Annotated in this window: 5 protein-coding genes, 2 tRNA genes and 6 rRNA genes; 10 read left to right on the top strand and 3 right to left on the bottom strand. The window is 45.7% G+C overall.

Annotation, left to right across the window (positions count from 1 at the left end; all coding sequences use genetic code 11):
• The first annotated feature begins 44 nt into the window (after window positions 1-44).
• Complete coding sequence (locus tag FNT16_RS05000) at window positions 45-1,307, top strand: DUF5610 domain-containing protein (RefSeq protein ID WP_143870504.1); 1,263 nt, start codon at window positions 45-47, stop codon at window positions 1,305-1,307.
• Window positions 1,308-1,360: 53 nt separating this feature from the next.
• Here FNT16_RS05000 and FNT16_RS04995 read toward each other — a convergent pair whose 3' ends face one another.
• Window positions 1,361-1,837, bottom strand: coding sequence for an RNA recognition motif domain-containing protein (locus FNT16_RS04995; RefSeq protein WP_143870503.1), 477 nt, complete (start codon window positions 1,835-1,837; stop codon window positions 1,361-1,363).
• A 555-nt stretch (window positions 1,838-2,392) separates the two neighbouring features.
• Here FNT16_RS04995 and FNT16_RS04990 point away from each other — a divergent pair.
• The 9 genes from FNT16_RS04990 (at window position 2,393) to FNT16_RS04945 (ending at window position 14,866) form a co-directional block, all read left to right on the top strand.
• Window positions 2,393-3,920: ribosomal RNA gene (locus tag FNT16_RS04990) — 16S ribosomal RNA — on the top strand.
• A 260-nt stretch (window positions 3,921-4,180) separates the two neighbouring features.
• Window positions 4,181-7,056: ribosomal RNA gene (locus tag FNT16_RS04985) — 23S ribosomal RNA — on the top strand.
• 167 nt (window positions 7,057-7,223) lie between these two features.
• Window positions 7,224-7,337: ribosomal RNA gene (gene rrf, locus FNT16_RS04980) — 5S ribosomal RNA — on the top strand.
• Window positions 7,338-7,601: 264 nt separating this feature from the next.
• Window positions 7,602-9,129, top strand: a 16S ribosomal RNA gene (locus FNT16_RS04970).
• A 107-nt stretch (window positions 9,130-9,236) separates the two neighbouring features.
• Window positions 9,237-9,313, top strand: a tRNA-Ile gene (locus FNT16_RS04965).
• Between the two features lie 209 nt (window positions 9,314-9,522).
• Window positions 9,523-9,598: transfer RNA gene (locus tag FNT16_RS04960), tRNA-Ala, on the top strand.
• Window positions 9,599-9,840: 242 nt separating this feature from the next.
• Window positions 9,841-12,715, top strand: a 23S ribosomal RNA gene (locus FNT16_RS04955).
• Window positions 12,716-12,882: 167 nt separating this feature from the next.
• Window positions 12,883-12,996, top strand: a 5S ribosomal RNA gene (gene rrf / locus FNT16_RS04950).
• The 16S, 23S and 5S rRNA genes sit together here with 2 tRNA genes alongside, the layout of an rRNA operon.
• Window positions 12,997-13,750: 754 nt before the next feature.
• On the top strand, window positions 13,751-14,866 hold the full coding sequence (locus tag FNT16_RS04945) for an XrtA/PEP-CTERM system-associated ATPase (RefSeq protein ID WP_143870502.1): 1,116 nt from the start codon (window positions 13,751-13,753) through the stop codon (window positions 14,864-14,866).
• 107 nt (window positions 14,867-14,973) lie between these two features.
• On the opposite strand, the gene FNT16_RS20720 is transcribed toward FNT16_RS04945, so the two are convergent.
• Together FNT16_RS20720 and FNT16_RS04940 are read right to left on the bottom strand one after the other, a co-directional pair.
• Window positions 14,974-15,381, bottom strand: coding sequence for a hypothetical protein (locus FNT16_RS20720; protein ID WP_246072376.1), 408 nt, complete (start codon window positions 15,379-15,381; stop codon window positions 14,974-14,976).
• 23 nt (window positions 15,382-15,404) lie between these two features.
• Window positions 15,405-16,301 (bottom strand): DUF1552 domain-containing protein, encoded by an 897-nt coding sequence (locus FNT16_RS04940; RefSeq protein WP_246072374.1) that lies wholly within the window; start codon window positions 16,299-16,301, stop codon window positions 15,405-15,407.
• Window positions 16,302-16,311: the final 10 nt, after the last annotated feature.

Here is a 16,311-nt window from a genome sequence, read left to right as displayed (position 1 = left end):
TAGGCCGATACATTAGATAGAGAAAATTATATTTGGTTAATGTTATGGATATTTCAAGCATCAAGAATAGTAGTGCTCAGCTACCAACCAATAAATCTGACAATAAAAATACTGCAGAGCAACACAGTGCGGTTAAGTCAGACCCTAGTGGTGTAGTCGGCTCTCAGGCGGTAGAGACACATCTAAGTCGACAATCTACATTGTCGTTTGGTGTCACTATATTACAACAGTCATTTGCGCGTCATTTGGATAGTTTACCTGCTAATAAACCAATGGCAATGGGAGAGCCGCTTACACCATCGGATATTAAAGCACGCAATGAATCCTTATTTAATTTTGAAGAAGTGGCAAAAAATGTATTGAGTTTTGTTGAAGGTGTTGTCCTCGGAGCGGCTGAGTCTGGTGCTGACAAAGAATCGTTAAACGAGTTAATTGAGCAAGCTAGAGAAGGGGTTAGTAAGGGCGTTGCAGCAGCTAAAAAACAGCTCGGTATTACTGAAGAGACTGATGACCCGCTTTCGCAGGGGATAAAAAAAGCGCATGACTTAATTAAAGAAGGCATTGATGGTCTGTTTGAGCGGATTAATAACCCAGAAAAGCATATGTCTGGTCAAACAGTCGATATCGGCATTGAAAATCAAATAACCGCCAAAGATACAGGTAAATTACAAATCACCACCAAAGACGGCGATACTGTTTTTATCGACTTTTCTTCAATTAGAGCGCAGCAAGAAACAGCACGAATGACAGCCCAGCAAGAAGGAGAGCAAAATTCATCACAATTTGTATATAACAAGTTGGATTTTAATGAGGAGCGACTTGCATATACGGTAGAAGGGGAATTGGATGAAGAGGAACTTCAAGCTATAGGTCAGTTTGTGCAAAGCGTTAGCTCAGTTGCAGAATCATTTTATGGTGGGGATGTTGAAGCTGCTTATCAGCAAGCTCTGAAACTGGGTTTTGATGATTCGGAAATTAGTAGTTATGCAGTTCAGTTAACGCGGGAGCGAAGTCATACACAAACTGCTTATCAGTCAGTTAGCGAGTATCAGAATCATGGTTTGGATAAACCTGTTATGCCAAAGAGTGTACAACAACCACTAATGGAATATGTCGAAGAATTAAAAAACATGGTGGCGCAAGGTCGACAGCATTTAGCTGATGAGGGACAAATACAGGATATAATGAATCGGGTGTTCAGTAATCAGTTTCAGTTAGAAGGCAATGAATTAATGGAAGCTGTGAATCGTTTTAATCACTTCAATCGTCAGATTTTAGGACAACAGGACGGTGATGCGGCAGAATGACAGTGGTAATTAGGGTTGCACATGTAACATAGATACATGGCAACCCGGTAATTTTAAGACTCTTCTTTATTACTTCTGTCTTTTGCTTCGCGAACTTTAAGTGTTCTTTGCTGAAAATCAGAATCGTTTAATGCTTCAATTGCCTTATCTGCACCAGACTCATCCATTTCAACGAAACCAAAACCTTTTCTTTTACCCGTATTTCTATCACGCATTAAACGAACTGTCTTAACGTCACCGTGATTTGAAAAAAGTTCTCTAACAGCCGCTTCATTTGCGCGGTAAGGGAGATTACCCACATATATAGTTTTAGTGGAACCATCATCTTCGTAAGAAGGGCTCTCAGAATCGTCTGATTCGTCAGTTAAACTGGTTGGTACAATAAAGATTGCCACCAATCCACCTAAAACAATACCCAAACTCATAGCGATATTGGCTGGAAGGTCAGGCGCTACATTCGGTAAAACGAAAAAACTCAAAAGAACTAAAGCAACTATCACTAAAGCTTGTTTAATAATATGGTTAGACATGAAAACCTCGAAAATAAGAATTTATTTTGTTATTTAATAAGAAAATTTTGATAAAGCGAATATAAGTTACCTTATAAACTGCATTAATTGTACTGTAAAACGACCCTGAGGTTAAAAAAAGAACGCTTGAAAGCTGATTTTTAACCGTAATGCTATCAAAAAATAAGCACTGTCAAAAAAACTGAAATAAATCGATAAAAAGCATTGACGGGTTTTAATTAGTCCCTATAATGCGCCCCCACAACGCAGCGACACGGCAACAAGCAAACAGCTTAAAAGCCAACTCCAAGCGCAAAAGTTGAAAAGCAAAACATCAAACGAAAGTGAGATAAATAAAGGCTTGACAACGAAAATGAGAAGCGTAAGATACGCGCCTCACTGAAACGGACTAACGGTTCGAACTTCAGAAAACGTTCTTTAAAAATTAGTAACCTTATTATTTATCTGTGTGGGCACTCGCATAGTTTGAATAGATACAAAATATTCAATCTAGTGAAGTGACTACTGTTAATTCAGAATGTTAAATCAGTAAGATTGAGACAAAGATTAAAACTTTCTATGAAGAGTTTGATCATGGCTCAGATTGAACGCTGGCGGCAGGCCTAACACATGCAAGTCGAGCGGAAACGATGAGAGCTTGCTCTCAGGCGTCGAGCGGCGGACGGGTGAGTAATGCTTGGGGATCTGCCTTGTTGTGGGGGATAACCATTGGAAACGATGGCTAATACCGCATAATACCTACGGGTTAAAGGGGGCTTTGGCTCCTGCGACGAGATGAACCCAAGTGAGATTAGCTTGTTGGTGAGGTAATGGCTCACCAAGGCGACGATCTCTAGCTGGTCTGAGAGGATGGTCAGCCACACTGGGACTGAGACACGGCCCAGACTCCTACGGGAGGCAGCAGTGGGGAATATTGCACAATGGGGGAAACCCTGATGCAGCCATGCCGCGTGTGTGAAGAAGGCCTTCGGGTTGTAAAGCACTTTCAGTCAGGAGGAAAGGGTGATGGTTAATACCCATCATCTGTGACGTTACTGACAGAAGAAGCACCGGCTAACTCCGTGCCAGCAGCCGCGGTAATACGGAGGGTGCAAGCGTTAATCGGAATTACTGGGCGTAAAGCGCACGTAGGTGGATTGATAAGTTGGATGTGAAAAACCGGGGCTCAACCTCGGCTGTGCATTCAAAACTGTCAGTCTAGAGTAAGGGAGAGGGGGGTAGAATTCCAGGTGTAGCGGTGAAATGCGTAGAGATCTGGAGGAATACCGGTGGCGAAGGCGGCCCCCTGGCCCATTACTGACACTGAGGTGCGAAAGCGTGGGTAGCGAACAGGATTAGATACCCTGGTAGTCCACGCCGTAAACGATGTCTACTTGTTGTTTGTGTCTTTAAGACGTGAGTAACGAAGCTAACGCGCTAAGTAGACCGCCTGGGGAGTACGGCCGCAAGGTTAAAACTCAAATGAATTGACGGGGGCCCGCACAAGCGGTGGAGCATGTGGTTTAATTCGATGCAACGCGAAGAACCTTACCATCCCTTGACATCCACAGGATTAAGCAGAGATGCTTAAGTGCCTTCGGGAACTGTGAGACAGGTGCTGCATGGCTGTCGTCAGCTCGTGTTGTGAAATGTTGGGTTAAGTCCCGCAACGAGCGCAACCCTTATCCTTAGTTACCAGCCTTAAGTTGGGGACTCTAAGGAGACTGCCGGTGACAAACCGGAGGAAGGTGGGGACGACGTCAAGTCATCATGGCCCTTACGGGATGGGCTACACACGTGCTACAATGGACAGTACAGAGGGCAGCTAACTTGCGAGAGTACGCGAATCCCTTAAAGCTGTTCGTAGTCCGGATTGGAGTCTGCAACTCGACTCCATGAAGTCGGAATCGCTAGTAATCGCAGATCAGAATGCTGCGGTGAATACGTTCCCGGGCCTTGTACACACCGCCCGTCACACCATGGGAGTGGGCTGCAAAAGAAGTAGGTAGCTTAACATTGGGCGCTTACCACTTTGTGGTTCATGACTGGGGTGAAGTCGTAACAAGGTAGCCCTAGGGGAACCTGGGGCTGGATCACCTCCTTAACGATGCTATTTAAATATGCAGAGTGTTCACACAGATAAATAACGGTTACTGATAATAAAGAAAAGTGCAAAAGCGCTAAGTCATGTGTTTACAGGCTAAACATATTGCTTAAAGCTTTTAAGCTTTACGCTCTTTAAAAATCTGGACAGTAGTAAAAAGTTAAATGCGTTAAAAAAACGAGTTTAATCAAGTAAGACCATAGTATTCAATCAACGTAAAAGCGTTTAATGATACGATTCGATAAACATTCGGGTTGTATGGTTAAGTGACTAAGCGTACACGGTGGATGCCTTGGCAATTGGAGGCGATGAAGGACGTGTTAATCTGCGATAAGCTGTGACGAGTCGATAAAAGACGCATGAGTTACAGATTTCCGAATGGGGCAACCCACCCTTTTAGGGTATCTTGCACTGAATACATAGGTGTAAGAAGCGAACCGGGAGAACTGAAACATCTAAGTACCCCGAGGAAAAGAAATCAACCGAGATTCCCTAAGTAGCGGCGAGCGAAAGGGGAAGAGCCGATGATAAATGAATTAGTAGAATGAGCTGGAAAGCTCAGCCATAGTAGGTGATAGCCCTGTATATGAAGATTCATCAATCACGTATTAAGTAGGTCGGGACACGTGTTATCTTGATTGAAGACGGGGGGACCATCCTCCAAGGCTAAATACTCCCAATTGACCGATAGTGAACCAGTACCGTGAGGGAAAGGCGAAAAGAACCCCTGTGAGGGGAGTGAAATAGAACCTGAAACCGTGTACGTACAAGCAGTGGGAGCAGACTTGTTCTGTGACTGCGTACCTTTTGTATAATGGGTCAGCGACTTATATTTAGTAGCAAGGTTAACCGAATAGGGTAGCCGTAGCGAAAGCGAGTGTTAACTGCGCGTAGAGTTGCTAGGTATAGACCCGAAACCCGGCGATCTACCCATGGGCAGGTTGAAGGTTGAGTAACATCAACTGGAGGACCGAACCGACTAATGTTGAAAAATTAGCGGATGACTTGTGGGTCGGAGTGAAAGGCTAATCAAGCCGGGAGATAGCTGGTTCTCCCCGAAAGCTATTTAGGTAGCGCCTCGGACGAACACCTACGGGGGTAGAGCACTGTTAAGGCTAGGGGGTCATCCCGACTTACCAACCCTTTGCAAACTCCGAATACCGTAGAGTGCTATCCGGGAGACACACGGTGGGTGCTAACGTCCATCGTGAAGAGGGCAACAACCCAGACCGCCAGCTAAGGTCCCAAATGCTTATTAAGTGGGAAACGATGTGGGAAGGCTTAGACAGCTAGGAGGTTGGCTTAGAAGCAGCCACCCTTTAAAGAAAGCGTAATAGCTCACTAGTCGAGTCGGCCTGCGCGGAAGATGTAACGGGGCTAAATAAGCAACCGAAGCTGCGGATTTGAACGTAAGTTCAAGTGGTAGGGGAGCGTTCTGTAAGCTGTTGAAGGTGAACTGAGAAGTTTGCTGGAGGTATCAGAAGTGCGAATGCTGACATGAGTAACGATAAAGGGGGTGAAAAACCCCCTCGCCGAAAGACCAAGGTTTCCTGTCCCATGCTAATCAGGGCAGGGTAAGTCGGCCCCTAAGGTGAGGGCGAAAGCCGTAATCGATGGGAAACGGGTTAATATTCCCGTACTTTTAATAACTGCGATGGAGAGACGGAGAAGGCTAAACTGGCTTGGTGATGGTTATCCAAGTGAAAGTAAGTAGGCTGGTGTTCTAGGCAAATCCGGAACACTAAGGCTGAGATACGAGACGAGACACTAAGGTGTTGAAGTAGTTGATGCCCGGCTTCCAGGAAAATCTTCTAAGCTTCAGGTTATTAAGAACCGTACCCCAAACCGACACAGGTGGTCAGGTAGAGAATACTAAGGCGCTTGAGAGAACCCGGGTGAAGGAACTAGGCAAAATAGTACCGTAACTTCGGGAGAAGGTACGCCACGTTATTGTGAAAGTCTTAACGACTGGAGCGAGAGGTGGTCGAAGTAACCAGGTGGCTGGAACTGTTTATTAAAAACACAGCACTGTGCAAAATCGAGAGATGACGTATACGGTGTGACACCTGCCCGGTGCCGGAAGGTTAATTGATGGGGTTAGCGTAAGCGAAGCTCTTGATCGAAGCCCCGGTAAACGGCGGCCGTAACTATAACGGTCCTAAGGTAGCGAAATTCCTTGTCGGGTAAGTTCCGACCTGCACGAATGGTGTAATCATGGCCACGCTGTCTCCACCCGGGACTCAGTGAAATTGAAATTGCGGTGAAGATGCCGTATACCCGCGGCTAGACGGAAAGACCCCGTGAACCTTTACTACAGCTTGGCAGTGAACATTGAACCTACATGTGTAGGATAGGTGGGAGGCTATGAAGCAGCGTCGCCAGATGTTGTGGAGCCATCCTTGAAATACCACCCTTGTATGTTTGATGTTCTAACGTAGTCCCCTAATCGGGGATGCGGACACTGCCTGGTGGGTAGTTTGACTGGGGCGGTCTCCTCCCAAAGCGTAACGGAGGAGCACGAAGGTTGGCTAAGTACGGTCGGACATCGTACGGTTAGTGCAATGGCATAAGCCAGCTTAACTGCGAGACAGACACGTCGAGCAGGTGCGAAAGCAGGTCATAGTGATCCGGTGGTTCTGAATGGAAGGGCCATCGCTCAACGGATAAAAGGTACTCCGGGGATAACAGGCTGATACCGCCCAAGAGTTCATATCGACGGCGGTGTTTGGCACCTCGATGTCGGCTCATCACATCCTGGGGCTGAAGTCGGTCCCAAGGGTATGGCTGTTCGCCATTTAAAGTGGTACGCGAGCTGGGTTTAGAACGTCGTGAGACAGTTCGGTCCCTATCTGCCGTGGGCGTTTGATAATTGAGGGGGGCTTCTCCTAGTACGAGAGGACCGGAGTGGACGAACCTCTGGTGTTCCGGTTGTTATGCCAATAGCATTGCCGGGTAGCTAAGTTCGGAATCGATAACCGCTGAAAGCATCTAAGCGGGAAGCGAGCCCCGAGATGAGTTGTCACAGACCTTTAAGGTCCTGTAGGGCCCTTGTAGACTACGAGGTTGATAGGTTGGATGTGTAAGTGCTGTGAGGCATTGAGCTAACCAATACTAATTGCCCGTGCGGCTTAACCATACAACGCCGAATGTTTATTGAATATGAATATGAAAGATTAAGCTTGAGCGCATGAGAATTTTTTTACTACAAAGAGTCCAGATTAAGACTTGATTGGAAATCAAGTATCGTGTTTTGTCATCCGTGGCATTGCGATATGATTGAATCCATTCAGGTGACAGTTTATGCCTGGCGGCGATAGCATTGTGGAACCACCTGATCCATTTCGAACTCAGAAGTGAAACACAATAGCGGCGATGGTAGTGTGGGGTTTCCCATGTGAGAGTAGCACACTGCCAGGCTTTTAATTCTGTTTAACTGAGGGTTTGATAGTTAATTTAAAATATCAAAATATTTTAAATTGGTTATTGACTCAAGTGTGAGACGCTGTATTATGCACGCCTCATTCGGTCATGCCGAATTGCTCTTTAAAAATTAGTAACCTTATTATTTATCTGTGTGGGCACTCGCATAGTTTGAATAGATACAAAATATTCAATCTAGTGAAGTGACTACTGTTAATTCAGAATGTTAAATCAGTAAGATTGAGACAAAGATTAAAACTTTCTATGAAGAGTTTGATCATGGCTCAGATTGAACGCTGGCGGCAGGCCTAACACATGCAAGTCGAGCGGAAACGATGAGAGCTTGCTCTCAGGCGTCGAGCGGCGGACGGGTGAGTAATGCTTGGGGATCTGCCTTGTTGTGGGGGATAACCATTGGAAACGATGGCTAATACCGCATAATACCTACGGGTTAAAGGGGGCTTTGGCTCCTGCGACGAGATGAACCCAAGTGAGATTAGCTTGTTGGTGAGGTAATGGCTCACCAAGGCGACGATCTCTAGCTGGTCTGAGAGGATGGTCAGCCACACTGGGACTGAGACACGGCCCAGACTCCTACGGGAGGCAGCAGTGGGGAATATTGCACAATGGGGGAAACCCTGATGCAGCCATGCCGCGTGTGTGAAGAAGGCCTTCGGGTTGTAAAGCACTTTCAGTCAGGAGGAAAGGGTGATGGTTAATACCCATCATCTGTGACGTTACTGACAGAAGAAGCACCGGCTAACTCCGTGCCAGCAGCCGCGGTAATACGGAGGGTGCAAGCGTTAATCGGAATTACTGGGCGTAAAGCGCACGTAGGTGGATTGATAAGTTGGATGTGAAAAACCGGGGCTCAACCTCGGCTGTGCATTCAAAACTGTCAGTCTAGAGTAAGGGAGAGGGGGGTAGAATTCCAGGTGTAGCGGTGAAATGCGTAGAGATCTGGAGGAATACCGGTGGCGAAGGCGGCCCCCTGGCCCATTACTGACACTGAGGTGCGAAAGCGTGGGTAGCGAACAGGATTAGATACCCTGGTAGTCCACGCCGTAAACGATGTCTACTTGTTGTTTGTGTCTTTAAGACGTGAGTAACGAAGCTAACGCGCTAAGTAGACCGCCTGGGGAGTACGGCCGCAAGGTTAAAACTCAAATGAATTGACGGGGGCCCGCACAAGCGGTGGAGCATGTGGTTTAATTCGATGCAACGCGAAGAACCTTACCATCCCTTGACATCCACAGGATTAAGCAGAGATGCTTAAGTGCCTTCGGGAACTGTGAGACAGGTGCTGCATGGCTGTCGTCAGCTCGTGTTGTGAAATGTTGGGTTAAGTCCCGCAACGAGCGCAACCCTTATCCTTAGTTACCAGCCTTAAGTTGGGGACTCTAAGGAGACTGCCGGTGACAAACCGGAGGAAGGTGGGGACGACGTCAAGTCATCATGGCCCTTACGGGATGGGCTACACACGTGCTACAATGGACAGTACAGAGGGCAGCTAACTTGCGAGAGTACGCGAATCCCTTAAAGCTGTTCGTAGTCCGGATTGGAGTCTGCAACTCGACTCCATGAAGTCGGAATCGCTAGTAATCGCAGATCAGAATGCTGCGGTGAATACGTTCCCGGGCCTTGTACACACCGCCCGTCACACCATGGGAGTGGGCTGCAAAAGAAGTAGGTAGCTTAACATTGGGCGCTTACCACTTTGTGGTTCATGACTGGGGTGAAGTCGTAACAAGGTAGCCCTAGGGGAACCTGGGGCTGGATCACCTCCTTAACGATGCTATTTAAATATGCAGAGTGTTCACACAGATAAATAAAGGTTACTACAAAGAAAGACTTCGTAAGGTCAAAGCTTGAACATAGTGAAGGCTAACCTGATTTAGGTCTGTAGCTCAGCTGGTTAGAGCGCACCCCTGATAAGGGTGAGGTCGGCAGTTCAAGTCTGCCCAGACCTACCAATAACATAGGTTGAAAACGTTAGAGCGCACCCCGTTCTTAATGTTAGCGGTGAGAGTCGGCTTGGTTATTTCAAGTCTGCCCAGACCTACCAAATTTAAAGATATACTGCATTGTTTTAATCGTCGTTTAGTAAACTAAACGTCCTCATAAAACGCCTTGTCTATCTTTAAATAGATAAAAAGACCTTATGTAAAAGCGAAAAGAATATGGGGCTATAGCTCAGCTGGGAGAGCGCCTGCCTTGCACGCAGGAGGTCAGCAGTTCGATCCTGCTTAGCTCCACCAAATTCCAAACGCACAAACGCACAAACGAAGTCAGGCTGACAGAAGCCAAACAAAATAATTGAAGAGAACGCAATTATCTTGTTTGGTTTTTTTTACCGAAAAAGCCAACGCTCTTTAAAAATCTGGACAGTAGTAAAAAAGTTAAATGCGTTGAAAAAAACGAGTTTAATCAAGTAAGACCATAGTATTCAATCAACGTAAAAGCGTTTAATGATACGATTCGATAAACATTCGGGTTGTATGGTTAAGTGACTAAGCGTACACGGTGGATGCCTTGGCAATTGGAGGCGATGAAGGACGTGTTAATCTGCGATAAGCTGTGACGAGTCGATAAAAGACGCATGAGTTACAGATTTCCGAATGGGGCAACCCACCCTTTTAGGGTATCTTGCACTGAATACATAGGTGTAAGAAGCGAACCGGGAGAACTGAAACATCTAAGTACCCCGAGGAAAAGAAATCAACCGAGATTCCCTAAGTAGCGGCGAGCGAAAGGGGAAGAGCCGATGATAAATGAATTAGTAGAATGAGCTGGAAAGCTCAGCCATAGTAGGTGATAGCCCTGTATATGAAGATTCATTAATCACGTATTAAGTAGGTCGGGACACGTGTTATCTTGACTGAAGACGGGGGGACCATCCTCCAAGGCTAAATACTCCCAATTGACCGATAGTGAACCAGTACCGTGAGGGAAAGGCGAAAAGAACCCCTGTGAGGGGAGTGAAATAGAACCTGAAACCGTGTACGTACAAGCAGTGGGAGCAGACTTGTTCTGTGACTGCGTACCTTTTGTATAATGGGTCAGCGACTTATATTTAGTAGCAAGGTTAACCGAATAGGGTAGCCGTAGCGAAAGCGAGTGTTAACTGCGCGTAGAGTTGCTAGGTATAGACCCGAAACCCGGCGATCTACCCATGGGCAGGTTGAAGGTTGAGTAACATCAACTGGAGGACCGAACCGACTAATGTTGAAAAATTAGCGGATGACTTGTGGGTCGGAGTGAAAGGCTAATCAAGCCGGGAGATAGCTGGTTCTCCCGAAAGCTATTTAGGTAGCGCCTCGGACGAACACCTACGGGGGTAGAGCACTGTTAAGGCTAGGGGGTCATCCCGACTTACCAACCCTTTGCAAACTCCGAATACCGTAGAGTGCTATCCGGGAGACACACGGTGGGTGCTAACGTCCATCGTGAAGAGGGCAACAACCCAGACCGCCAGCTAAGGTCCCAAATGCTTATTAAGTGGGAAACGATGTGGGAAGGCTTAGACAGCTAGGAGGTTGGCTTAGAAGCAGCCACCCTTTAAAGAAAGCGTAATAGCTCACTAGTCGAGTCGGCCTGCGCGGAAGATGTAACGGGGCTAAATAAGCAACCGAAGCTGCGGATTTGAACGTAAGTTCAAGTGGTAGGGGAGCGTTCTGTAAGCTGTTGAAGGTGAACTGAGAAGTTTGCTGGAGGTATCAGAAGTGCGAATGCTGACATGAGTAACGATAAAGGGGGTGAAAAACCCCCTCGCCGAAAGACCAAGGTTTCCTGTCCCATGCTAATCAGGGCAGGGTAAGTCGGCCCCTAAGGTGAGGGCGAAAGCCGTAATCGATGGGAAACGGGTTAATATTCCCGTACTTTTAATAACTGCGATGGAGAGACGGAGAAGGCTAAACTGGCTTGGTGATGGTTATCCAAGTGAAAGTAAGTAGGCTGGTGTTCTAGGCAAATCCGGAACACTAAGGCTGAGATACGAGACGAGACACTAAGGTGTTGAAGTAGTTGATGCCCGGCTTCCAGGAAAATCTTCTAAGCTTCAGGTTATTAAGAACCGTACCCCAAACCGACACAGGTGGTCAGGTAGAGAATACTAAGGCGCTTGAGAGAACCCGGGTGAAGGAACTAGGCAAAATAGTACCGTAACTTCGGGAGAAGGTACGCCACGTTATTGTGAAAGTCTTAACGACTGGAGCGAGAGGTGGTCGAAGTAACCAGGTGGCTGGAACTGTTTATTAAAAACACAGCACTGTGCAAAATCGAGAGATGACGTATACGGTGTGACACCTGCCCGGTGCCGGAAGGTTAATTGATGGGGTTAGCGTAAGCGAAGCTCTTGATCGAAGCCCCGGTAAACGGCGGCCGTAACTATAACGGTCCTAAGGTAGCGAAATTCCTTGTCGGGTAAGTTCCGACCTGCACGAATGGTGTAATCATGGCCACGCTGTCTCCACCCGGGACTCAGTGAAATTGAAATTGCGGTGAAGATGCCGTATACCCGCGGCTAGACGGAAAGACCCCGTGAACCTTTACTACAGCTTGGCAGTGAACATTGAACCTACATGTGTAGGATAGGTGGGAGGCTATGAAGCAGCGTCGCCAGATGTTGTGGAGCCATCCTTGAAATACCACCCTTGTATGTTTGATGTTCTAACGTAGTCCCCTAATCGGGGATGCGGACACTGCCTGGTGGGTAGTTTGACTGGGGCGGTCTCCTCCCAAAGCGTAACGGAGGAGCACGAAGGTTGGCTAAGTACGGTCGGACATCGTACGGTTAGTGCAATGGCATAAGCCAGCTTAACTGCGAGACAGACACGTCGAGCAGGTGCGAAAGCAGGTCATAGTGATCCGGTGGTTCTGAATGGAAGGGCCATCGCTCAACGGATAAAAGGTACTCCGGGGATAACAGGCTGATACCGCCCAAGAGTTCATATCGACGGCGGTGTTTGGCACCTCGATGTCGGCTCATCACATCCTGGGGCTGAAGTCGGTCCCAAGGGTATGGCTGTTCGCCATTTAAAGTGGTACGCGAGCTGGGTTTAGAACGTCGTGAGACAGTTCGGTCCCTATCTGCCGTGGGCGTTTGATAATTGAGGGGGGCTTCTCCTAGTACGAGAGGACCGGAGTGGACGAACCTCTGGTGTTCCGGTTGTTATGCCAATAGCATTGCCGGGTAGCTAAGTTCGGAATCGATAACCGCTGAAAGCATCTAAGCGGGAAGCGAGCCCCGAGATGAGTTGTCACAGACCTTTAAGGTCCTGTAGGGCCCTTGTAGACTACGAGGTTGATAGGTTGGATGTGTAAGTGCTGTGAGGCATTGAGCTAACCAATACTAATTGCCCGTGCGGCTTAACCATACAACGCCGAATGTTTATTGAATATGAATATGAAAGATTAAGCTTGAGCGCATGAGAATTTTTTTACTACAAAGAGTCCAGATTAAGACTTGATTGGAAATCAAGTATCGTGTTTTGTCATCCGTGGCATTGCGATATGATTGAATCCATTCAGGTGACAGTTTATGCCTGGCGGCGATAGCATTGTGGAACCACCTGATCCATTTCGAACTCAGAAGTGAAACACAATAGCGGCGATGGTAGTGTGGGGTTTCCCATGTGAGAGTAGCACACTGCCAGGCTTCAAATTAGATTGGTTGATAAAATAGATTAAGACAAAAAATTAATCAAGAAATAATCAAAAATATTATCAACTGAAAAAGTATATTAAGCCCATCTCGAAAGAGATGGGCTTTTTGCGTTTACAGCTCAAAAATATTGACGAGCTGCGAGCTGCGAGCTGCGAGCTACGAGCTACGAGTGTAGGTCTGCCCTTTAGGGCGACGATGTTTAGTTCGACTATTGTGTATCTTTCATTGTTGGCCTAAAGACCAACCTACACGTCGTACAAAGGCTGCGTTCTACATTTTAGTTATAAGTTTCACTGCGAGTGTAGGTCTGTCCTTTAGGGCGACGATGTTTAGGTCGACTATTGTGTATCTTTCATTGTTGGCCTAAAGACCAACCTACACGTCGAACAAAGGCTGCGATCTACATTTTAGTTATAAGTTTCACTGCAGTGTAGGTCTGCCCTTTAGGGCGACGATGTTTAGTTCGACTATTGTGTATCTTTCATGTTGGCCTAAAGACCAACCTACACGTCGAGCTAAAGCTGAGACCTACATTTTAGTAAGCATATTGTGTCGGCGTGAACGCCGACCTACAATCCGCTCAAAGCTCAAAGCTCAAAGCTCAAAGCTCAAAGCTCAAAGCTCAAAGCTTGAAATATTCACTTATCAAATCGTAGATAAACAAAATGCGCTACATACATACTTTCGTTAAAAATTTGGTGTAGAATCTTAGGTTTTCAAAAGCTAAACGTTTTTTGGGTCATTTATGTACGAAGATTTTTATGGATTAGCAGATAAACCTTTTCATTTAACACCAGACCCCCATTTCTTTTTTGCCAGTAAGTTACATACTCGAGCCTTGTCTTACTTAAAATATGGGATAGGTCAAGGTGAAGGTTTTATCGTTATTACAGGCGCTATCGGTACAGGGAAAACGACTATAGCCAATAGTTTATTAGCTGAGTTGGATCAGAAGGACGTTAAAGCGATTCAGATTGTTACCCCTAAACTAAACCCTGATGACTTGATAACAGTAACGGCTTCAAAACTAGGCGTTAATACTGAAAACAAGTCGAAAGGCGAATTGTTAGAGGCGATTGAAAAAGAGCTTTCAAACTTCGTCAAACAAGGTCACCGTGCGCTATTGATCGTAGATGAAGCACAAAATTTACCAATTGAATCAGTTGAAGAGCTACGCATGCTTTCAAATTTTCAAATTGAAGGTAAACCTTTATTACAAAGTTTTTTGTTGGGGCAGCCAGAGCTAAGAGAGTTGTTGCAGCTCCCCAGTATGGAACAGTTTAGGCAACGTATCGTTGCTTCGTGTGATCTCAAACCACTTTCTGCTATAGAAACGCACGAGTATATTGAATTTAGAGTTAACGCGGCAGCTAAATGCGAAGTTAAACTGTTTTCTGATGAGGCGATTGAGCTTATTTATCATTTTACCAATGGGATCCCAAGGCGGATAAATACAGTCTGTGATCGGATATTACTGTTTGGGTTCTTAGAAGAAAAAAAATATTTAGGTGAAGAGGAAACACAAACTGTCATTAATGAAATTATCGAAGAGTCGGTTGAGAGTGGTGTATCTGAAACAAGTAGCAAAACACAAGATGAAATAACTAAAGAAGAATTACTAGAAGACTTAACGCCACCGGATAAAAATGCAACCATTAGTATGAATCAGCCAGCTGGTATTCCGTCGGATATCATGCAAGATATCACCCATTTAAGGAACATGATTCAAGAAATAAGAAGTACTTTAGAAACCTCCATTGAATACAAACTAAAGGTAAGCCGTTATATAGATAATGCAATTAATCGCAAACTAAAGCAGCTCAAACAAATGGCCAGTGTTGAGAACGAAGATAAAACTTAGTGTTGTGTAAAATCGTAACCAGCGTACGCATTATACTGGTTACGATGTTAAATTGGCTGCGTTAACGGCTATTTTAATACCTAAATCAGACGTTAAGCCATCACAAGCTAAACAGAAAAGCCGTTTATTGTGCCAAAGCTATTGCCATAATTAGACCACCCAAGGCCAAAAGCTTGCGCGATACTCAAGTATAGGTTCGACATTCCAGCACCAGCTGCATCTATCGCATTACCCACTCTAATAGCGCCGCCAGCACCGCCAGCCACATATATACCTGGATTATCTTGTTGATGATTACCGCCACCAACTTCTGACATCACTAGTATCAACGTATTATCCAACAGTGTCCCGCCATATGCTGTATCGGCTCGTACAGAGAGTTCATCCATCATATATGCAACCATCATGTTAAACCAACGGGTTTGCGCATCAAACAAATCAGATTCATTGTGTGAACTGACATGGCTACGGGTTTCGTTCCAATACAACCTAGGATCTACGCCAAATTCTCCCATGTATGGTCTGATGCTTTCAAAGTTTATTTTAACAGATTCATCTTGAGCCCCATAAACTGGAAGCTTGCCGTATTGGTTATATTGGCTTGCATCGCCATTGCAATATTACGCATTTGCTCTTTTGCAATTTGTTCCGCATCAGCTTCAATGCCCGTCATACCTATAACTGGGCGGCTGTAATTTCCAGTGCCAACATTCAAGCTTGAAGTTAAAATGTTTTGATAATAGTTCAAAGACTCCTCGTGTGACAAAAGCTTGCCTTGTTGCTTGACGTTTAGAGCATTAGCTTGCAACAGATCTAAGTTTTCATGTAGTGACTCTAAAACCCTTCTTCTACGAATAGTTTCTGGTGAAGGGTCAGAGTTATCCTGACCTACAACATCCGCGATTAAATTGTCATATATCATTTGCGGGTCGTCAGGTACGTCTATCTTATTTCCATTTTTGTCGGTAAATGGCATGTAGGCTGTGCTAATTGTTTTACTGGAAAAACATCCAACGTGCAGATTGTTTGTCAATTGACCACCCAATGCTTCCCCCATGGATACATCAAATGTGGTCGCATTTTGTATACCGCCTGAGAAAACCCCGCTACAGGCTTCTGGGTGGCCGGAGCTTCCGCCATGACCTGCATAAGTGAGGTTTTTAATTGGTAAAATTTTATCAATATGGCTGTTTAACGGTTGTAACGGGCTGGTATCGAAACTACCACTGCTTAAGCCACCAAGATTATAAGAATGCCAGCTATCACGTACGCAGCCGTTTGGATAAAAGACCATAATAAAACGTTTGGCATCACCTGCAGCAGCAAATGCTTTGTTTGAAAATGCAAACTGGCTAGCAAAAGCTGTCGTTAGACCGGCTTTTGCCATCGTACGTAGAAAGTCGCGGCGCTGCATTTTATTCTTTAAAATATTCATTGTCTGTTCG

Origin of the sequence: Catenovulum sediminis (assembly GCF_007289895.1) — a bacterium.
GTDB lineage: Bacteria > Pseudomonadota > Gammaproteobacteria > Enterobacterales > Alteromonadaceae > Catenovulum > Catenovulum sediminis.
The sequence above is the reverse complement of the archived record's forward strand: the minus strand, read 5'-3'. Positions and strand labels throughout refer to the sequence as shown.